Annotated in this window: 19 protein-coding genes; 15 read left to right on the top strand and 4 right to left on the bottom strand. The window is 48.0% G+C overall.

All coding sequences use genetic code 11. The features are described from left to right. Positions 1-5: 5 nt before the first annotated feature. Together DBY97_RS04855 and ubiE are read left to right on the top strand one after the other, a co-directional pair. Complete coding sequence (locus tag DBY97_RS04855; RefSeq protein WP_234394523.1) at positions 6-371, top strand: MBL fold metallo-hydrolase; 366 nt, start codon at positions 6-8, stop codon at positions 369-371. A 28-nt stretch (positions 372-399) separates the two neighbouring features. Beyond that, positions 400-1,137, top strand: a complete 738-nt coding sequence (gene ubiE / locus DBY97_RS04850; RefSeq protein WP_004519946.1) for a bifunctional demethylmenaquinone methyltransferase/2-methoxy-6-polyprenyl-1,4-benzoquinol methylase UbiE — start codon at positions 400-402, stop codon at positions 1,135-1,137. 164 nt (positions 1,138-1,301) lie between these two features. Here the strand turns inward: ubiE and DBY97_RS04845 are convergent, their stop codons facing one another. Next, positions 1,302-2,432, bottom strand: a complete 1,131-nt coding sequence (locus tag DBY97_RS04845) for a polyamine ABC transporter substrate-binding protein (protein ID WP_107857642.1) — start codon at positions 2,430-2,432, stop codon at positions 1,302-1,304. Positions 2,433-2,682: 250 nt separating this feature from the next. Here DBY97_RS04845 and alaS point away from each other — a divergent pair, with 250 nt between their 5' ends. From alaS to DBY97_RS04830, 3 genes are all read left to right on the top strand, one after another. Beyond that, on the top strand, positions 2,683-5,307 hold the full coding sequence (alaS, locus tag DBY97_RS04840) for an alanine--tRNA ligase (RefSeq protein WP_107857641.1): 2,625 nt from the start codon (positions 2,683-2,685) through the stop codon (positions 5,305-5,307). A 175-nt stretch (positions 5,308-5,482) separates the two neighbouring features. Next, positions 5,483-5,899: a hypothetical protein gene (locus tag DBY97_RS04835; protein ID WP_107857640.1), complete on the top strand. Its 417-nt coding sequence runs from the start codon at positions 5,483-5,485 to the stop codon at positions 5,897-5,899. 12 nt (positions 5,900-5,911) lie between these two features. After that, positions 5,912-6,763 (top strand): hypothetical protein, encoded by an 852-nt coding sequence (locus DBY97_RS04830; protein WP_107857639.1) that lies wholly within the window; start codon positions 5,912-5,914, stop codon positions 6,761-6,763. 304 nt (positions 6,764-7,067) lie between these two features. Here the strand turns inward: DBY97_RS04830 and DBY97_RS04825 are convergent, their stop codons facing one another. From DBY97_RS04825 to DBY97_RS04815, 3 genes are all read right to left on the bottom strand, one after another. Then, a complete protein-coding gene (locus tag DBY97_RS04825; protein WP_107857638.1) occupies positions 7,068-7,925 on the bottom strand; it encodes a YgfZ/GcvT domain-containing protein in 858 nt (285 codons plus the stop codon). A gap of 122 nt (positions 7,926-8,047) precedes the next feature. Beyond that, positions 8,048-8,611, bottom strand: a complete 564-nt coding sequence (locus DBY97_RS04820) for a peptidylprolyl isomerase (RefSeq protein WP_049332503.1) — start codon at positions 8,609-8,611, stop codon at positions 8,048-8,050. A gap of 188 nt (positions 8,612-8,799) precedes the next feature. Continuing rightward, positions 8,800-11,022 (bottom strand): TonB-dependent receptor, encoded by a 2,223-nt coding sequence (locus DBY97_RS04815; RefSeq protein WP_107857637.1) that lies wholly within the window; start codon positions 11,020-11,022, stop codon positions 8,800-8,802. A gap of 232 nt (positions 11,023-11,254) precedes the next feature. Here DBY97_RS04815 and DBY97_RS04810 point away from each other — a divergent pair, with 232 nt between their 5' ends. From DBY97_RS04810 to DBY97_RS04765, 10 genes are all read left to right on the top strand, one after another. Next, the gene (locus tag DBY97_RS04810) at positions 11,255-13,021 is read left to right on the top strand and encodes an ABC transporter ATP-binding protein/permease (protein ID WP_107857636.1); all 1,767 of its coding nucleotides are present in this window, start codon (positions 11,255-11,257) and stop codon (positions 13,019-13,021) included. 146 nt (positions 13,022-13,167) lie between these two features. Further along, positions 13,168-13,893, top strand: coding sequence for a glycosyltransferase family 2 protein (locus DBY97_RS04805; protein ID WP_107857635.1), 726 nt, complete (start codon positions 13,168-13,170; stop codon positions 13,891-13,893). Between the two features lie 4 nt (positions 13,894-13,897). After that, positions 13,898-14,857 (top strand): glycosyl transferase family 2, encoded by a 960-nt coding sequence (locus DBY97_RS04800; protein WP_107857634.1) that lies wholly within the window; start codon positions 13,898-13,900, stop codon positions 14,855-14,857. Further along, positions 14,854-15,291 carry an acyl-CoA thioesterase gene (locus tag DBY97_RS04795; RefSeq protein WP_004519960.1) on the top strand — a complete coding sequence of 146 codons (438 nt, stop codon included), beginning with the start codon at positions 14,854-14,856 and terminating at the stop codon, positions 15,289-15,291. Before DBY97_RS04800 ends, DBY97_RS04795 begins: the two co-directional genes overlap by 4 nt. Positions 15,292-15,394: 103 nt before the next feature. Further along, positions 15,395-16,774 (top strand): MATE family efflux transporter, encoded by a 1,380-nt coding sequence (locus DBY97_RS04790; RefSeq protein ID WP_107857633.1) that lies wholly within the window; start codon positions 15,395-15,397, stop codon positions 16,772-16,774. Between the two features lie 44 nt (positions 16,775-16,818). After that, positions 16,819-17,406 carry a hypothetical protein gene (locus DBY97_RS11375; RefSeq protein WP_159069477.1) on the top strand — a complete coding sequence of 196 codons (588 nt, stop codon included), beginning with the start codon at positions 16,819-16,821 and terminating at the stop codon, positions 17,404-17,406. 120 nt (positions 17,407-17,526) lie between these two features. Beyond that, entirely contained in the window at positions 17,527-18,567 is a 1,041-nt protein-coding gene (murB, locus tag DBY97_RS04780; protein WP_107857631.1) for a UDP-N-acetylmuramate dehydrogenase, read from the top strand. A gap of 18 nt (positions 18,568-18,585) precedes the next feature. Beyond that, on the top strand, positions 18,586-19,227 hold the full coding sequence (locus tag DBY97_RS04775; protein ID WP_036491149.1) for a TetR/AcrR family transcriptional regulator: 642 nt from the start codon (positions 18,586-18,588) through the stop codon (positions 19,225-19,227). Between the two features lie 87 nt (positions 19,228-19,314). Then, positions 19,315-20,088, top strand: a complete 774-nt coding sequence (locus tag DBY97_RS04770) for an NAD(P)-dependent oxidoreductase (RefSeq protein ID WP_107857630.1) — start codon at positions 19,315-19,317, stop codon at positions 20,086-20,088. 50 nt (positions 20,089-20,138) lie between these two features. Continuing rightward, positions 20,139-20,711, top strand: coding sequence for a ubiquinone biosynthesis accessory factor UbiJ (locus DBY97_RS04765; protein ID WP_004519967.1), 573 nt, complete (start codon positions 20,139-20,141; stop codon positions 20,709-20,711). The last annotated feature ends 17 nt before the right edge of the window (positions 20,712-20,728 follow it).

Raw genomic sequence — 20,728 nt, 5'->3', positions numbered from 1 at the left:
TAACATTGGACGACGGCAGGATTATTGACGGCAAAGCGTTCCTTTCCCCGCCCAAAAAAGGATGGGTAGCGGCCATATTCGGCGATACCAAAGCCTGTCCGCAGGCAATGCGCGCCGCGCAAAACGCAGACGTTTTGGTGCATGAAGCAACCTTTGCGGCAGGCGATGAAGAGACAGCGGAACGAGTGTTCCGTTCAACCGTATCCAATGCCGCCAAGCTGGCCTTGCAAGCCAATGTGAAACAACTTTACCTGACCCACATCAGCGCACGTTATACCGAAGAAGAGCAATGCCTGATGCTGGAGCGGCAGGCACAAACTATATTTCCCGCGTCGAAAGTGGTTGGCGATTTCGACGTATTCGATATCTGAATCCGTATTTTTTAAGAAGGCAGACACTATGAGCGACCACAAAACCCATTTCGGCTTCTCTACCGTTGACGAAGACGAAAAAGCAGGCAAAGTTGCCGAAGTCTTCCACTCCGTGGCAAAAAACTACGACATTATGAATGACGTAATGTCCGGCGGTCTGCACCGTGTTTGGAAACATTTCACCATCAATACCGCCCGCCTGAAAAAAGGCGACAAAGTATTGGATATCGCCGGCGGTACAGGCGATTTGTCCCGAGGCTGGGCGAAACGTGTGGGCAAAGAAGGCGAAGTTTGGCTGACAGACATCAATTCCTCCATGCTGACGGTCGGCCGCGACCGCCTGCTCAACGAAGGCATGATTCTGCCCGTATCGTTGGCAGACGCTGAAAAATTGCCATTCCCCGACAACTATTTCAATCTGGTTTCCGTCGCGTTCGGCCTGCGCAACATGACGCACAAAGATGCCGCGCTGAAAGAGATGTACCGCGTGTTGAAACCGGGCGGCACCTTGCTGGTGTTGGAATTCTCCAAAGTGTACAAACCTTTGGAAGGCGTGTACGACCTCTACTCTTTCAAACTGTTGCCGATTATGGGCAAACTGATTGCCAAAGATGCCGACAGCTACCAATACCTCGCCGAGTCCATCCGTATGCACCCCGACCAAGAAACCTTGAAACAAATGATGCTGGATGCAGGCTTCGACAGCGTGGATTACCACAACATGAGCGCAGGCATTGTTGCCTTGCATAAAGGCGTGAAATTCTAAGGCCGTCTGAAACAAACACAAAGGGCGTGATTGATACACACGCCCTTTGTTTTTAAATCTTCCAAGCCAATCTGACACAAAACAAAGGCCGTCTGAACAGACGTAAAACGAAATCAAGGATTTCGATTACACCATTCAGACGGCCTTAATACGTTTAAATCAGCTTATGTCCCTGCTTTCACGCTTTGCCATTGACGCACCATAAATTTCAACGCCGCCGGTTGGATAGGTACCATGATAAAGCTGTTTTTCAAATCCTCATCAGTCGGGAAAATCGTATTGTCGTTTCTAAACTCTTCATCCATCAGCTCTTGAGCCGGTTTACTGGACGGCGCATAAGTAACAAAATTGCCGTTTTTAGCCGCAACTTCAGGATCTAAGAAATCATTGATATACGCATGGGCATTGGCCACATGCTTGGCATCTTTCGGAATCACAAACGAATCTACCCAAATCCCCACGCCTTCTTTCGGCATCATCACACGGATTTTTTCCTTGCCGCCCGCTTCTTCGGCACGACGTTTGGCAATATTCAAATCGCCGCCAAAGCCAATCGTTACGCAAGTATCGCCGCGCGCCAAATCATCGATAAAACCAGACGAGGTAAAACGCTTGATGTACGGACGGTTTTTCTTCAAAACTTCCGTAGCCGCCTTAATATCCGCCGTTTCGCTGCTGTTTGGATTTTTACCCATATAGTTCAATACCATAGGATAAATCTCTGCTGCGCTGTCCAAATAGCTGATGCCGCATTGCTTGAGTTTGGACGTATATTCGGGGTTAAACACCAAATCCCATTGATTGTCCGGTAGTTTGTCCGTACCCAAAGCCTTTTTCACACGCTCGGTATTGATGGCGAAAGTATTAGTTCCCCAATAAAATGGAACGGCGTATTCGTGATTCGGATCGACACCTTCCATCAGTTTCATCAACTGAGGATTCAGGTTTTTATAGTTGGGAATCAGGGATTTGTCGATTTTCTGATACGCACCTGCCTTAATCTGTCTACCGACAAACGCATTGGAAGGACCTACGATGTCGTAACCCGACTTGCCGGTCAATACCTTGCTCTCCAGCGTTTCATCGCTGTCATATACATCATAAGTTACTGCGATACCGTGTTTTTTCTCAAACGCGGCAACCGTCTCGGGATCAACATATTCCGACCAATTGTAAATGCTCAATACCTTTTGATTATCGGTTTGAGCCGCCTTGTCGGTAGAAGTTTTGTCCGAGCCGCCGCAGCCGGCCAGTGCCAGCGCAGTCAGTACGATGAGGGGCAGATGTTTGGTCATTATCATTCCTTGCGTATCCGGTTGAAAATAGAGAGGCATTATAAAGCAGGCAAGCCCGAGCGGATAGGCTTCATTGTTAAAAGATATCGCCCCGCTTGAGGCCGTCTGAAAGACAGATTGCAGCCAACTTAAAACCTTTCTGCCGATAGCTTGAAATATGGTTTTGCGGTAAGATAACACCCATTCGTTTTTAATCACAACGCGCCGTCTGGGCCGTCTGAAATCCTTGTAAAAAATTTATCGAGACATTATGAAAACCACCGAACTACGCCAAAAATTCTTAAAATTCTTTGAATCTAAAGGCCACACCATCGTCCGCTCCTCCTCGCTCGTACCACACGACGACCCGACCCTGCTGTTTACCAACGCAGGCATGAACCAATTTAAAGACGTATTCCTCGGCTTTGACAAACGCCCCTACAACCGCGCTACGACCGCGCAAAAATGCGTACGCGCAGGCGGCAAACACAACGACTTGGAAAACGTAGGCTATACCGCCCGTCACCACACCTTCTTCGAAATGATGGGCAACTTCTCTTTCGGCGACTACTTCAAGCGCGACGCGATCCACTTCGCTTGGGAATTCCTGACTTCCCCTGAATGGTTGAACATCCCTAAAGACAAACTCTTGGCGACCGTTTACGCAGAAGACGACGAAGCCTACAACATCTGGTTGAACGAAATCGGTATGCCTGCCGAGCGCATCGTCCGCATCGGTGACAACAAAGGCGCGAAATACGCATCCGACAACTTCTGGCAAATGGGCGACACCGGTCCTTGCGGCCCTTGCTCCGAAATTTTCTACGACCACGGCGAAGAAATCTGGGGCGGCATTCCAGGCAGCCCTGAAGAAGACGGCGACCGCTGGATTGAAATTTGGAACTGCGTATTCATGCAGTTCAACCGCGACGAACAAGGCAATATGAATCCGCTGCCTAAACCATCCGTTGATACCGGCATGGGCTTGGAACGTATGGCCGCCGTCATGCAGCATGTTCACAGCAACTACGAAATTGACTTGTTCCAAGACCTGCTCAAAGCCGTTGCCCGCGAAACCGGCGCAGCTTTCAGCATGGAAGAACCAAGCCTGAAAGTCATCGCCGACCACATCCGCTCCTGCTCATTCCTGATCGCAGACGGCGTATTGCCTTCCAACGAAGGCCGCGGCTACGTATTGCGCCGCATTATCCGCCGCGCCGTGCGCCACGGTTACAAACTGGGTCAAAGCAAACCATTCTTCCACAAACTGGTGGCCGATTTGGTCAAAGAGATGGGCGATGCCTACCCTGAATTGAAAGAAAAACAAGCTCAAATCGAAGAAGCGTTGAAAAACGAAGAAAGCCGTTTTGCCCAAACTCTGGAAACCGGTATGGCTTTGTTGGAAAACGCGTTGGCTAAAGGCAGCAAAAAACTCGACGGCGAAATCATCTTCAAACTCTACGATACCTACGGTTTCCCATACGACTTGACTGCCGACATCTGCCGCGAACGCAATATCGAACTGGACGAAGCAGGCTTCAACCGCGAAATGGAAGCCCAACGTGCACGCGCACGCGCCGCACAAAGCTTCAAAGCCAACGCCCAACTGCCTTACGACGGTCAAGATACCGAGTTTAAAGGTTATAGCGAACGCCAAACCGAATCCAAAGTCCTCGCCCTCTACAAAGACGGCGAGCAAGTCAACGAATTGAACGAAGGCGACGAAGGTGCCATCGTAATCGACTTTACCCCATTCTACGCAGAATCCGGCGGTCAAGTCGGCGACGTCGGCTATATCTTTGCAGGCGAAAACCGCTTTGAAGTACACGATACCCAAAAAATCAAAGCGGCCGTATTCGGCCAATTCGGCGTACAAACTTCAGGCCGTCTGAAAGTCGGCGACAGCGTCACCGCCAAAGTGGATGACGAAATCCGCAATGCCAATATGCGCAACCACAGCGCGACCCACTTGATGCACAAAGCCCTGCGCGATGTATTGGGCGAACACGTTGAACAAAAAGGCTCTTTGGTTACCGCTGAATCCACCCGTTTCGATATTTCCCATCCTCAAGCGGTAACTGCCGAAGAAATCGCCGAAGTAGAACGCCGCGTCAACGAAGCCATTTTGGCCAACGTTGCCGTCAACGCAGCCATTATGAGCATGGAAGATGCCCAAAAAACCGGCGCCATGATGCTCTTCGGCGAAAAATACGGCGACGAAGTGCGCGTATTGCAAATGGGCGGTTTCTCTACCGAATTGTGCGGCGGTACACACGTTTCACGCACCGGCGACATCGGCCTCTTCAAAATCATCAGCGAAGGCGGTATTGCCGCAGGCGTGCGCCGTATCGAAGCCATCACCGGCCTGAACGCACTCAAATGGGCGCAAGAACAAGAGCGTTTGGTGAAAGACATTATTGCCGAAACCAAAGCCCAAACCGAAAAAGACGTACTGGCGAAAATCCAAGCAGGCGCAACACACGCCAAAGCATTGGAAAAAGAATTGGCACGCGCCAAAGCCGAACTCGCCGTCCACGCAGGCGCCAAACTCTTGGACGATGCAAAAGACCTGGGCGCAGCCAAACTCGTTGCCGCACAAATCGAAGCCGATGCCGCAGCCCTGCGCGAAATCGTGACCGACTTGACTGGAAAATCAGAACAAGCCATCGTATTGCTCGCCGCAGTAAACGACGGCAAAGTCTCCCTGTGCGCCGGCGTATCCAAACCGTTGACTGGCAAAGTCAAAGCAGGCGATCTGGTTAAATTTGCAGCCGAACAAGTCGGCGGTAAAGGCGGCGGCCGTCCTGACTTGGCGCAAGCCGGCGGCAGCGATGCCGACAAATTGCCTGAAATGCTGGTAAGCGTGGAAGGTTGGGTAAACAGCAAGCTGGTTTGATAAGTGATGTATTAAGTTAAGTAGAGAAGGTCGTCTGAAAATTTTTCAGACGATTCCTTGTCAGAAAGTTATTTTCACTTAAGCTTTCCTTTAATACATTGGAAAGTTATGTAGAAGAATTATTCTATATTCGGTTTTAAATTTAAAAACAATCTTAACAAGCAAGGAAATTATTATGGCAGCCAATACTGAATCAACAAAGAAAGAAATTACAGCATATTTAATTAAAAACTCATTAAAATATCAATATGATGAAGAAGTTAATGGTTTTATATTAGGTTTTTCGGTTAAAGTGCAGCAGGATATGAAATTTAAACTAGCAATCTCTATTCAAGAAGGTGGTGATTTTATACAATTTTTTTCCTTATTAAAATTAAAACCAAATGTCCCTGACTTTCAACAAAGATTACTTAAAGAAAATCTAGAGAAAAAGTTAATTAAATGGAGTGCTGATGAAGAAAAGAATGTTGTTTGTTCAGTTGATATATTGATTGATTATAAAGAAGAAATTTCACATAATCAAATTGAGCGTGCATTGCAGATCATACAAAGCAGTATTGTTGCATTATCAGATTTATTCTCTTTTGAATAGTGGTGTTTAATTATGTCTAAAAATACTAATACCGCATCTCAAGATGATAAAAAAACTGGGAAGAATAATTGGAACATTATTTGGAATGGTTTTTGGTTACTAATCATATTCGGTTTATTTGTTACCATATCTATTACCATGTTTATAATCCCCAAATTATCTGATCAATCAAGTAATATACAAAGCAGTAGTAAAAACTATTTAGATAAAAACTTACTCGAAAATACAACAATTTCTTGCAAAAACAGAAAAGAATGCGGGGCTATAGAACGAAAATTTCAGCAAATTAAGGATGATATTTATAGGGGAGATATAGAAAAGATACAACTAAAAATAGATAACCAAGATAAAATAATTAACTCTCTAACATTTTCAGTTTCTTTATACGCTGTATTAATAACTGTAATTTCTATATTTTTCTCATTGCGAGAATCTCAAAGAATTGATAAGGCGTTGGATGATATTAATAATTTTAAAGAAAAATTAGATAGTACAATAAATCAACAATATAATACATTAGATGAAAGACTGAAGGAAATAGATAACGAACTGAGGAAAGTAGTAGATGAAAAACTGAGGGAAGTAGATGAAAAACTGAGTGTAATAGATGAAAAACGGGAGAAGTTAAACAGTAAAGTTGATGATTTTAAAGGTGAGTATAATGAATTTGTAAAAGGATTAGACAGTTCATTTAGCGAAACTAAAGAAAAAACTGAAGATTTTATTCAGCAATCTGTCGGTAGGGATACGGATATAAGTGATGAAATTAAAAACGAAGTATTGAAAAATAAAACTGATGAAAATAACAAAAATAAAAATGATTTATATTTAACTCATTCATCGATAAAAACTAACAAGTCGTAGCATGCATCCTGATCAACCGCGTGCGAGGCTACGCCACACACCCTACCACTATGAGCTACGCAAACCTTAAGATTGTGGTGTAGCAAGCCGTAGCCTGCATTTCCTCTAACCGCGTGCGTGGCTACGCCACACACCCTACCTGTGGGTGACGCAAACCTTAAGATTAAGGTGTAGCAAGCCGTAGCTTGGGTCATGTACCAACAAAACTCAATATCAAAGACCGTCTGAATTTCAGACGGCCTTTCTGTTTTCATTTCAAGCTGATTAATCCTTAAATTTAATCTTTTTATTCAATCATCTAACATCAATCTTTCTCAACCGTAAAAAACAGTTCTTCCTGTTTCAAAGCATTACCGTCTGCATCGGTCAATGCTGCTTCTGTTACGGAAAACTTGATAACGGCGAGGCTGAGGCTGCCTTGTTCTGTGAGTGCAGTGTTAAGGATGACGCCTGCTTCTTCTTCGCCGACTTTGACGGCAATACCGGCGGCTTCTAAAGAATCACCGCTTAATACGGCCAGACCGCGTTTGACTTGGCCTCGGTATTGGGCGCGGGCGATGATTTCTTGGCCGGGGTAGCAGCCTTTACGGAAATGGACGGCGCCGATGATGTGTTGGTTGAGCATTTGGGCAACAGCTGCTTCTTTGGTTGCGGCGCAAATCCACGGATAGCCACTGCGGATTTCGTGCAGGTTCCACGCGTTTTCGGCTTCTGCTTGATATTCGGCTGCGTTTTTGGCTGCTGAAATTTTCAGACGGCCTGTGTGCGGCAAGGCAATTTCTACGGTGTTTTCTTGAATTTGAACTGGGAAAGACAGTTGCGGTTCGGTAGCAGGATGAGGTTCTGCATTGTCTGCCAACTTGCCACTGACTGCCAAATCAGGCATAAGCTCGAAGACGACTTTTGCACGCAAGACAAACATTCTCAGGCGTTTGACGATGGCTTCGGTCAAATCTTGCGCCATGACCAACAGTAGATCTTCTCCGCGATTGACGACCAGCATATTCGCCAACACACGGCCTTTAGGCGTATTGTATGTGGCATAACATGCCTGACCGATAGCTAAATTATTAATATCGTTGGATAATTGACCATGAAGAAATGAAGCTCTGTCTTCGCCGCTGACACGGACAACGCCGAAAAAAGGCAGGCGGGTTTGCATAATCGACTCCTTAAATTGTGGATGCTGAATTATCACCCAAATTGCCGCTTATTATCAAATAAATAAATTCAGGCCGTCTGAATGTTTCAGACGGCCTGTTGTTTGGATTCAAGCAATCAAAATTATTTGATGCTGACTTTACGGATAATCACGGCTTCGGTTGGAACGTCTTGATGATAGCCGCGTGTCGCCGTTTTCACTTTGCTGATTTTACGAACGACGTCCATGCCGGAAGTGACTTTACCGAAAACGGCATAGCCGTAGCCTTGAGGGGTTTTGCTTTTGAAATTCAAAAAGTCGTTGTCGGCCGTATTGATAAAGAACTGGCTGGTTGCTGAATTTGGATCGCCGGTACGCGCCATGGCTATGGTGCCGACGTTATTTTTCAAGCCGTTGTATGCTTCATTGGTGATGGCTTTATCGGTGGATTTTTGAACCATTTTCTCGGTAAATCCGCCGCCTTGAATCATAAAATTGTCGATAACGCGGTGGAAAATTGTGTTGTCGTAAAAACCTTTTTTGGCGTAATTAACAAAGTTTGCCACGGTTTTCGGCGCTTTGACTTCATCCAGCTCCAGTTGGATGTTGCCCATATTGGTTTCAATCACGGCATGGGTAACCGCTTGCGCTTGCACGGAAAGTGAGAGTGCGAGGGCGCACAGAGTCAGTTTGATTGATTTTTTCATATGTCTTCTCGAATGATGTATTGTGAAAATGGAATATTAACCTTGTTTCGCGTGAAATCCATAAAAAACATGTAAGATTTTTCAAGCAAAAAACATAAGGCAATCAAATTAGGCCGTCTGAAAAGGGATTCTTGCTCTTTATCATTCCCTTTCAGACGGCCTGCTATTACGGTCAAACCGAAATCAGATTAGAAATCCAACTCCGCTTTCAGCCAATAAGTACGCGGCATGCCGACAACGGCGAAGCTGCGGTCGTATTGGCCGCGTTGCACCTGCCAGTAGTTTTTGTTGAACAGGTTTTCTACCGAGCTGCTGACGGTCAGAGTGTTTTTGCCGAGCTTGGTTTTGTAGCGCGCGCCTACGTCAACCAAGGTATAGGACGGGAAGGCGTATTGTTTTTGCGTGTCTTGGTAAGACTTGCCGAAATACGAAACGTTTCCGTTTAAAGTCAAACCTTTGGCAAACGGTGTGTCCCATTCCACGCCTGCTTTGGCAATCACGCGCGGGTTGGCGACTTGTACGCCGTTAACCAAATTGTCGGCAAAATTCGGATAATCTTTTACGGTTGATTGCAGATACATCAGACCAAACGTCGGACGCAGGGTTTTATTCAACAAGTTGGCATAGGTATTGAATTCGATACCGCGGCTGCGTTCTATGCCTTGCTCCGAACCGCTATAAGCCAAGCCTGCATTTTTGCGCGCTGCGAAATCAGTTCCTGAAGTCGTGTTGCCGCGCCAGTAGCCCGGGCGTTTGATTTGGAACGCGTTTAAAGTGGTGACAAAGTCGCCCCAGTTTTTGCGTACGCCGACTTCAAATTGGCGGCTGACGCGCGGATCTGCCATCGTTACATGACCATCGTCATCGGTACGGATGTCGGACGGCTCCAAATCTTCCATATAGTTTCCGTAAACCACCAAATCAGGCTGCGGAACCCATGCCGCCATCAACATCGGGCTGAAACGGTTCGCATCCGCTTTGCGGCCGTTTAATTTGTTTTTCTGCTCGACGGCTTGGAAACGTCCGCCCAAAGTGAGGCGGTATTTGTTGTCGGCAAAACCAAGCGTGTCGGAAACTACCAAACTGTTTACTTTGATCACGGTATCCAATGAAGGTGTTGTATTCCATGCGCTGCCTAAGTTGGAATCCAATTTTGCCAATTGAGTAGGAATGTCGATGCTCGGATCGATAACGCTACTTCTTGTTTGACGTGCGCCTTGATAAGTAGTGCGTTTGCGGTCGATGCGGTCAAATGCGGTACTCCAGTTGTGGCTTACCGGACCGGTTTCAAATTCTCCACGCGCAGTCAGATTCATACTGAGTGTTTTGAAACGCTGGTCAGTCAAACGCGCGCGACCTGAATTGTAGGTCAAACCGCTGCTTGTAACTGTAGGAGAGGCGAAATTACCGTAATAACGTGCATTGTTGTAGCCGATGCCGCCTGTAATTTGGGCATTTTCAAATGCATCCCATTCGAAGGTCAGCATATTCGTTTGACCGCGCGTGTTTTGAGCCTGCCAGCTCGGCGCCAAATTCACTTTGCCTTCAGGTGCGTCAAACAAGTGGCCGTTGGCGTTTTGAATGTCCTGCATACGCGCGCGGCCGCCGTTGGTTTTGCGTTTCGCGTAGATGGAATCGAACGCCACGCGCAGTTTTTCGCCTCGATAGTCGGCATTCAAGGCAAATTCTTTGTTGTCTTCGCTGTAACCGTGGCGCGGGGTGTCGCCGTGGCGCAGTTTGCCGTTGGCGCGCACGCCGAATTCTTTGTTTTCGCCGAAGCGTTGACCTAAATCGAACGTACCTTGGGCGCGGTTGTTGCTGAACCAGCCCAAACCGATTTTGCGGTTGCCTTCATCGGCGGCTTTTTTGGTTTCGATATTGACGGAACCGGATACCGCGCCTTCAGGGTCCATGCCGTTTACGGCAGTGGATGCGCCTTTAATCAGTTGCGCGGAGCCGACTTGCACGCTGGCCGTACCTTGTGTGCCGTACATACCTGCCAAACCGTTGACGCTGAATTGGCGCGCATCAAGTTGGTAACCGCGGAAATACAGGCCGGTCAATGTGTTGCTTTCGCCGCCGAACTGCCAAACGGAAGCGTCTTTTTTCGCTACGGCATCCACCAAAGTACGCGCTTCGGTGTTGTTGAGGGCTTGTTCGTCGTAATTGACCACAGTAATCGGAGCGGTAAAGGCATTCGCTTTACCCAACACACCCAAATTCACACGGTCGCGCAAGTCGCCGTCGCTGGCGATGGAATAAGAACGGGCGGCTTTGACGCGTTTGGCGTCAGCGCGGACATTGACTTCCTGCAACTGCTGTTGCACGGGGGTTTCGGGTGTCGCTTCATCGGCGGCATAAGAAAATGCGCTCATAATCAAAAGCGGCATCAGGGCTAATTTGCTGTTCATAAAATACCTTCTGATTTGAAATATTAATAATTCTTATATCGGGTAAAAAATTACAAAGTAATTTGGTTTTGCGATTATATTTGATAAGATTTCCGCTTTCCACAAAAACAAATAAGAACCGTTTGTAAACACAAAAAATACAACAGTTCAGAAAACTATTATTACAGTTACCATAGTCAAATAAATTTGCCGTCCTTTCAGACGGCCTTTACTTCCTTTCAGAGAACACCCCATGCAAAAATGGCAAATCGAGCTTTATTCCACGCCGTCTTGGCTGTTGCAGACCTTATTGATGGTCGCTGCAGCCTCAGCGGTCATTCTGTTTTTTGCACGCAACACACGCTTCGGGCGCGAGTTTAGCTATATCCTGCGGCTGTGTTTGACACCGAAAAGTGCAGTTAAAGTATTGCTGCTGATTACGGCGATGATTACGCTGCTGTTAACCGAAGTACGGCTGAATGTGTTGAGTACCTTTATGTCCAAAGGGCTTTACGACTCGATGCAGGATTTGAATGCCTCCGCGTTTTGGATGTTTGCAGCGATGAATGCAGGCGTGGTGTTGATACGGGCGTTTAACAATGTCGTCAACGACTTTCTCGATCAAGGCTTGGCGATTAAATGGTCGGAACGGCTCAATGAAGTGCTGACGACACGCTGGCTTGCCGACAAAAACTACTACCGCCTGCAAATGCGCCGCCACGCGCCGGACAACATCGACCAGCGTATCCAACAAGACGCGCAGGATTTCATCGCCTCGACCATAGAATTTGTGCGCGGCATGGTCAATTCGGTCGTTACCTCTTTGGAATTTGCCGTTGTTTTGTGGGGCTTGGCAGGCATCCTGACCGTGTTCGGTTTCGACATTCCGCACGGCATCGTTTGGTTTGTCTATATGTTTGTGATTTTGGCGACCTTTATCGCCATGTGGATAGGCAACCCTTTGATTCGTTACAACTATGAAAACGAAAAGCTCAACGGCGACTATCGTTATTCCCTTATCCGCGTGCGTGACCACGCCGAAAGCGTGGCGTTTTACAGCGGCGAAAAACACGAACACGACCAGCTTTCCGACCGCTTTAAAGCCATTATCCGCAACCGTTGGCGCATTGCGCGGCAAAGCGTCTGCCTGAGCGGCTTTAACGATATGTTCACCAACGGCATCAAACTCTTCCCGATTATTTTGCAAGCTCCGCGCCTGTTTGCCGGACAAATCAAAATCGGCGACATCCAGCAGACCGTCCAAGCCTTCGCACGACTGCAAAACGCGCTGTCTTTCTTCCGGATGTTCTACAACAAATTCACCGCCTACCGCGCCCGATTGGAGCGTTTGTACGGCTTTTTGCTGAGTACGGAAGAAAAACACACTGCGCGACAACCCGACCTTACCGAAGTTTCAGACGGCCTGATCTTGGAAAACGTTGCCCTATACCGCCATAACGGCGAAGTTTTATTAGACGGTATCAATATCAACCTCAAAAGCGGCAATTCCCTGCTGATACGCGGCCCAAGCGGTTGCGGCAAAACTTCGTTGCTGCGCGCGCTGGCAGGGCTTTGGCCTTTCGGCAGCAGCGGTAAAGTCAGCCATCCGCCGCTTCAAGACATCCTATTTCTGCCGCAACGCCCGTACACAGCGCAAGGCAGCCTGCGCGATGCGATTTGTTACCCCGACATCGACAAACAGCATCCCGAGTTAGCCGAAGCCATGAATACTTGCCGCTTAGGTTATCTCGTTGATAAATTGGATAAACCCGACGACTGGCAACACAAACTCTCCCCAGGCGAACTGCAACGCGTCGCCTTCGTCCGTGCCCTGCTCTCGCAGCCCAAAGTCATCCTGCTCGACGAAGCCACCGCCGCCTTGGACGAACCGACCGAAGCCATGCTCTACCGCTCCTTAAAGCACAAACTGCCCAACAGCATCATCATCAGTATCGGCCACCGCAGCACACTCAACGAATTCCATGATTTATGCCTCGATGTCGGTCATGTACAATGCTGAATTAATGGCATATAAAAGGCCGTCTGAAACAGTGAGAAACGAAATCAAACGATTTTGTCCTCACCGTTTCAGACGGCCTTTTCAAACGCCATGGCATGTTTATTTGCTATACTCTGCATTGTGTTAACGTCGTCTAAAAAATATTTATGAATACCCTGGCCCTTATTCCACATTACAACCATCCGACCACCATCAGCCACGTTGCCCAAACCATGCGTGGCTTTGGTTTAAACGTTTTAATCGTGGACGACGGTTCACGCGAAGAATGCAAACCTGTATTGCAGGCTTTGGTTTCAGACGGCATTGATGTCCTTTACCGCCCCATCAACGGCGGCAAAGGATCGGCAGTCAAAACCGGTTTGGAATACGCCGAAGAACATGGCTATACCCACGTTTTGCAGGTCGATGCAGACGGCCAACACTGCTTGAACGACACTCCCAAACTCCTCGCCGCAGCAGAACAAAATCCCGAAGCCGTTGTTTGCGGCTGGCCGCAATACGGCGATGACGCGCCCAAAGCACGACTTTACGGACGAAAAATTACCGACTTTTGGAATATGCTGCACACTTGGTCATGCGACATCAAAGACGGCATGTGCGGCTTCCGCCTCTATCCGCTTGCACCCGCGCTATCCGTTGTCCGCGAAGAAACCGTAGGCGACCGTATGGACTTCGATACAGAAATCCTTATCCGTCTGTACTGGCGCGACGTCAAGCCGGTTTGGATTAAAACGCCCGTCCAATACGCCGCCGACGGCGTGTCCCATTTCGATGCCTTTGCCGACAATGTCCGCATCAGCAAAATGCACACACGGCTGTTTTTCGGTATGTTGAAACACCGATTGGGTAAAGTTTTTGGAAAGGCCGTCTGAAACCATGACCGACAATAAACAAACCCATTGGGCGGCGCAGCCCGAACGCGGCAGCCGCCTGTTTCTTGCCCTGACCACATTGATGGTGCGCTATCTGCCGGCTTTTTTCATGAGGCCGTGCATTTGGTTTGTGGTGCTGTATTTTTATGCAACCGCGCCCAAACCGCGCTGTCATGTCTTACGCTACCAAATCCGTCTTCAGACGGCCTTTCCCCATACCGTCCTGCCGAAACACAGCGTATTCAAACAATTCGTCGCATTTGGCGAAGCGGTTTGCGACCGTTTTGCCGTGTGGCAACGCAAAATCCGTTATGAAGATTTGGTGATTGAAGATCCAGACGACATCTATTCGCAAGTCAAGCGTAACGAACGCGGCCAGATTTTTGCCTGTTCGCACTTGGGCAATACCGAAGTTTGCCGTGCGCTGGTGTCGCACCATAAAGATTTCAGACTCAATGTATTGGTACACAGCAAACACGCGCAGGCATTTAACGAGGCATTGCAAAAAGCCGGCGCAGATCATATCCGTCTGATTCAGGTGACGGATTTGGACACCACCCTGATGATGGAATTGAACAGCCGTATCGAAAACGGCGAATGGATTGCCATCGCAGCCGACCGCGTGCCTGTACGCGGCGAGAAAACCGCCGACATTAATTTCTTAGGCCACACGGCCCCTATGCCGCAAGGCGCATGGCTATTGGCTTCGCTTTTAAGAACACAGGTAAACACGCTGTTTTGCGTCAAACAAAACGGCCGCTATCATTTGAAACTGCGCCGCTTTACCGATACTTCCAGCTGGAAACGCGGCAACCGCGAGGCTGCCGTCAAAGACGCAATGCAGCGTTTTGCCGACATTTTGGCGCAAGAATGTGCGCAAAATCCGCTACAATGGTTCAATTTTTATGATTTTTGGGGCGAAGACTCCGTCCGAAACCATCACACTTACTCTTTTAAACCATGAAAAAACACATCTACTGCCAACACAGCTTTGAAACCGAAGTTCCTTTTTTTGACGTAGATGCCATGCACATCGTGTGGCACGGCAACTATGTCAAATACCTTGAAACCGCACGTTGTGCTTTTTTGTCTTCCATCGGTTACGACTACAACGAAATGGGACGGCAGGGGTACAGCTGGCCGATCGTGCAGATGAACCTCAAATACATCCGCCCTGCCCGTTTCGGCCAAAAAATCCGCGTTGATATGGACATCGTCGAGATCGAAAGCTGCCTGCGTATCGATTACACCATTTACGATGCCGAAACCAATGAAAAACTGACCCGCGCCTCGACTACCCAAGCCGCAGTGTCGCTTTCAGACGGCCTAATGCAGTTTCAAACGCCGGACAGCTGGTTGGAAGCAGTAAAAAGACATCCGACTTTTAAGGCCGTCTGAAAAATTTAGCGATTAAACAACATATTGCCTGCTTATCAGCATCACCCTTTATAATTTTACGTTTCCGTTTCAGACAGCCTTTATCCTCAATCCACACACACCTATGCTACTGAACCTCAACCGCTTTGCCTTTCCTGTTTTCTTAAAAGAAACCCGCCTGCTTACCGCCCTCACCCTGCCTATGCTATTGGCGCAAGTGGCGCAAGTGGGCATTGGTTTTGTCGATACGGTGATGGCCGGTGGCGCAGGTAAGGAAGATTTGGCCGCGGTGGCTTTGGGCAGCAGCGCGTTTTCCACGATTTACATTACCTTTATGGGCGTAATGGCGGCGTTGAACCCGATGATTGCCCAGTTGTACGGCGCAGGTAAAACCGAAGAAGTCGGCAAAACAGGAATGCAGGGCATTTGGTTTGGCTTGTGTTTGGGCGTATTCGGCATGTTGTTGATGTGGGCGATGATTACGCCTTTCCGTCATTGGCTAACATTGAACGATTATGTCGAAGACACGATGGCGCAATATATGTTCTTTACCAGCTTGGCTATGGCGGCTGCCATGATACACCGCGCCCTGCACGCTTATGCCTCCAGCTTGAACCGCCCACGCGCAATTATGTTGGTCAGCTTCGCGGCATTTGTGTTGAATGTGCCACTGAACTATGTGTTCGTTTACGGCAAATTCGGTATGCCTGCTTTGGGCGGCGCAGGTTGCGGCGTGGCAACGGCGGCGGTATTTTGGTTCAGCGCATTGGCTTTGTGGCTTTATATCGCCAAAGAAAAATTCTTCCGTCCGTTTGGCTTGACAGCAAAAATCGGCAGACCCGATTTGGCGGCTTTCAAACAGATTTGGAAAATCGGCGCCCCAATCGGCTTGTCTTATTTTCTAGAAGCCAGCGCGTTTTCGTTTATCGTCTTTTTGGTGGCGCCATTCGGCGAAGATTATGTCGCCGCGCAACAAGTCGTCATCAGCCTGTCGGGCATTTTGTATATGGTTCCGCAAAGCGTCGGCTCAGCAAGTACGGTACGCGTAGGCTTTTCGCTCGGACGCCGCGAGTTTTTGCGGGCGCGTTATATTTCAGGCGTGTCGCTGGTGTTGGGATGGGTACTTGCCACCTGCACCGCACTGCTCTTGGTCATCTTTCGCTTTCAGTTGGCCGGTATGTACACCAACGATGCGGCAGTATTAGGCATTGCCGCGACCGTTTTATTTTTCGCCTCCCTATTCCAACTGGCAGACGCCACCCAATGTATCGCTTCATATGCGCTGCGCGGCTATAAAGTGACCAAAATGCCAATGTTCATCCATGCCGTGGCTTTCTGGGGTTGCGGCCTGTTGCCCGGCTACCTGCTTGCCTATCATGTCGATATGGGCATTTACGGCTTCTGGACCGCGCTGACCGTTTCACTGACGATTGCTGCCATCGCATTGGTATGGTGCTTGGAGCTTTGCAGTAAAGAGATGGTCAAATCATATAAGGCCGTCTGAAAATTTAATTAAATATATTCGTAACTATATTATTGGAGAAAACCATGAAACTGTCTTTGCTTAAACCTTTACTTACCTATAGTAGCGTTTTATTGATCGCAAGTGGATGTAGCATAGCCACGATTGAAAAACCTTACCAACCTCCTGAGGGAGCCCCTACTGCCACCTTAACCTATGATATAAATCCAACATCATTTTCTGATCCATATAATGGTTCGGAAAAAGGCTTTTCTGAGAGAATCGATATTTATATAAAAGATAGTTCGTCTCCCAAGTCGCATACTATTTCTATGCAATTTAAAGATCGGGTGTTAAAAGAAATTAATAAACTTCCTGCAAATCAATCCATAACACTTATATATAACCATCTCTCATTAAGAGATTTGTTTGATGATTGGCCTATCTGGTGCGAAAACTCTATTAACGTGACCCTTAAATCAAACGAGGAATATATCTTAAAGGCGGAAACAGAATTTGAACCAACAGAAACCAAATTATTGTTTGCTAAGAAAAAAGTTCCTTCCCTTTTTGCTGGTTGCTCACTACACCTCATTGACAAAAAAACAGGAAAAATTATTACAGAGCAGTTCACTTTACCAATAGAAAAGCGGAAACCAATAGGAATGTATTAATTGGAACTATTGCTACTAGATCATTGAAATAATTTATAAATCCTATCTAATATTTATTATTTTCAATAAATAGTGAATAAGAACCCCATTACCCACTCCTCTATTCCTAAAGTTAAACCCATGCAACCCATCCAATACCAAACCGACCTTACCCCTTACAACACTTTCGGCCTGAAAGCCCAAGCCAAAGCATTTGTTGCACTCAAACATGCCGACGAGTTGTGCGACATCGTCCGGCTGCCCGAGTTCAACCGAGATACTGTTTTATGGCTCGGCGGCGGCAGCAATATCCTTTTGATGAAAGACTATGCCGGTCTGGTTGTGCATATGGAAAACAAGGGAATACGCGAAATTGAGCGTTCAGACGGCCTGGTTTATATCGAAGCGCAGGCCGGGGAAATTTGGCATGATTTTGTTTTGCATACGGTTGGACTGGGTTTAAGCGGGCTGGAAAACCTCAGCCTGATTCCGGGTACGGTCGGCGCGTCTCCGGTACAAAATATCGGTGCATATGGTGTTGAAGCGAAAGATGTTATCCATAGCGTGCGCTGCTTCGATTTGGATACGGAAACCTTTGTCGAGCTTTCCAATGCCGATTGCGATTTTGCTTATCGTGAAAGCCTGTTCAAACAGGAAGGCAAGGGACGTTATGTAATTGTTTCAGTTGTATTTGCGCTGAAAGAGCATTTTGTACCGAACTTGGGCTATGGCGATTTGGCGGCTGCGGTTGCCGAACTAAGCCAAGGCCGAGAAGCAACGGCCAAAGATGTTTCCGATGCAGTGTGTTCAATCCGCAACAGTAAACTGCCTAATCCTAACATACTTGGTAATGTCGGAAGTTTCTTTAAAAACCCTGTTGTCAGCGCTGAAAAAGCTGCCGATTTGTTGCAGCAATACCCTAATATGCCACGCTATCCGCAGCCTGACGGTTCGGTCAAACTCGCGGCCGGCTGGCTGATTGACCAATGCCGTCTGAAAGGCCATCAGATCGGCGGTGCGGCTGTGCATGACAGACAGGCTTTAGTTTTGGTGAATAAAAACAATGCGTCCGCTCAAGATGTCCACCAGCTGGCGCAATATGTTTGTAATACAGTATTTACTCAATTTCAGGTAGAATTACACGCAGAACCCAACTGGCTGCCGACTTCATACAGCCTATAAAACAAAGGAGTGTATCCCATGCCGCGCATTGCTAAAGTCAACACTTACACACGAATCATCAATGCCAGCCTCGCCTTGTTCAACGAAGAAGGCGAGCGCAATATCAGTACCAACCACATTGCCGCCCACTTGGGCATCAGCCCGGGCAACCTCTACTACCATTTCCGCAACAAAGACGAAATCATCGTCCAATTATTCAAGCGTTACAGCGAAGCCCTGCTTGCCTACCTCAACGAAGCCGTGTTGCCGTCTAATGTGGAAGACTCCATCAACTACATGGCCGGTATTTATGATGTGATGTGGGAATACCGTTTCCTTTTCAGTGATGTGAACACCCTGCTTGCCCGCAGTGCCGAATTATTGGGCGAACACAATACCTTTACCCAAGCCAAAGTTTCCCCGCTGTTGGTTAACCTGCTGACCCAGCTCAACGGCCTGAACATCATCAGCGCAGACCAAACCGCCATGAACGACCTTGCCGTCAATATGTGGATGGTGACGAAATACTGGTTCGACTTCGACAGCTCCCTGCGAGGTCGCGCCAAGTTGACCGAAGATTCCAAAGTACGTGGCATCAGCCGCACACTCAGCCTGTTGCGCCCTTACCTCCTGCCGGAACACCGTGCCGAATTCGACCAAAAAATCGGCAGCAACCATTAATTTTTCCATACAAAGGCCGTCTGAAAATAGCTTTAACCAAGTTAAAGCTATTTTCAGACGGCCTGTTAATTTTCGGATGCTTTATTTATGCACCTTCCTGATATTTCCATTCTCGGCTTAGGCTATCTCGGCCTGTCGCTGGCGCAAAAATGTTATGAGCAAGGCAGTCAGGTTGCCGCCATCAAACGCACCCTGACCTCTGACGACATCAATCTGCCGATTGAACTCGACATCATCGATTTAAATCAAGACGATATTTTTCACAGTTCGGCCTTGTGGCAAAACCATATCAACAAGCCGACATGGTTTTGCCTGCTTCCGCCTTCGTCATTAAACCATTACGCCGATACCCTGAAAAAATGGATTCAACTTACCGAGCAGTCCAAGGTAAAACACATCATCTTTACCAGCAGTACCAGCGTGTATGGCGACCAAGCACGCATATGCGATGAAACCACGCCGCCCGATCCGCAAACCGAATCCGCCCGTCAAATCCTCGCGGTTGAACAAGCCTTGTTTGAAAGCGCCGTCCCCCATATCGACATACTGCGACTGGGCGGACTTTATTCTGCCGACCGTCATCCCGTTACCAAGCTGGTTCAAAAAACACGCATTCAAGACGGCAATCAACCCGTCAATATTCTTCATAAAGACTTGGCCGTCCAAATCCTTTTTCAGACGGCCTGCCAAGCTGACGGCAAGCGTATCCGCAATATTGTCGAACCCCGCCACCCAAGCCGGGCTGAATTTTATACTGCCGAAGCAGCCAAACTCGGCCTACCGGCTCCTGATTTCATCATTGATGACAAAAGCAACGGCAAAATTGTAAATACCGTTTGCGCAGACGGGCTAAGCCTGTAAAATTGCGACTCAACCCATTAATCCGTTTCAGACGGCATTTAGAGTAAACCATGTCCGCCCTATTTCCCCTTATCAACCACCTGATACAGCAAAATCCAGAGCAACAGCGCGAGCTGTCTGAATTTGCAGGCAGCATCATCTGCATCAGCCTGACCGGTTTCAGACTGACCGGACGCATCAGCGAACAAGGTTTTCTTGAAACCGCAAATGAAACCGCCGACACCAACATCACATTCCACAACAGCGCCATCCAAAAAATCCTCCAAGGCGGTCAGCCCGGCGTGGGCGACATCAGCCTCGAAGGCGACTTGGTATTGGGCATGTCCGTCCTTCCTATTTTGGGTGGACTGCGCTATTATCCGAGCGAAGATTTGGCGCGTGTATTCGGTCATGTGGCCGCAGAAAGCATCAGCTCGCGCGCCGGCGACATCGGCCGCACCATGAAAAAAATCGGCAAAAGTATTGCCGAGCAAATCAGCGATTTTTCACGCGAACCCGAATCCCCTGTTATCGACCAAGCCACGCTTGCCGCATGGTTGGAAGAAGTGGACAAACTGCGTGACGACGTTGCCCGCCTAAACGAACGCCTCGACCGCCTCGAGCGCGATATCTGGATAGATTAGACACTTAATTTCAGACG

The organism is Neisseria subflava (assembly GCF_003044645.1).
Classification (GTDB): Bacteria; Pseudomonadota; Gammaproteobacteria; order Burkholderiales; family Neisseriaceae; genus Neisseria; species Neisseria subflava_B.
Note: the sequence above shows the minus strand (reverse complement) of the source record. Positions and strands in the feature narration are given on the sequence as shown.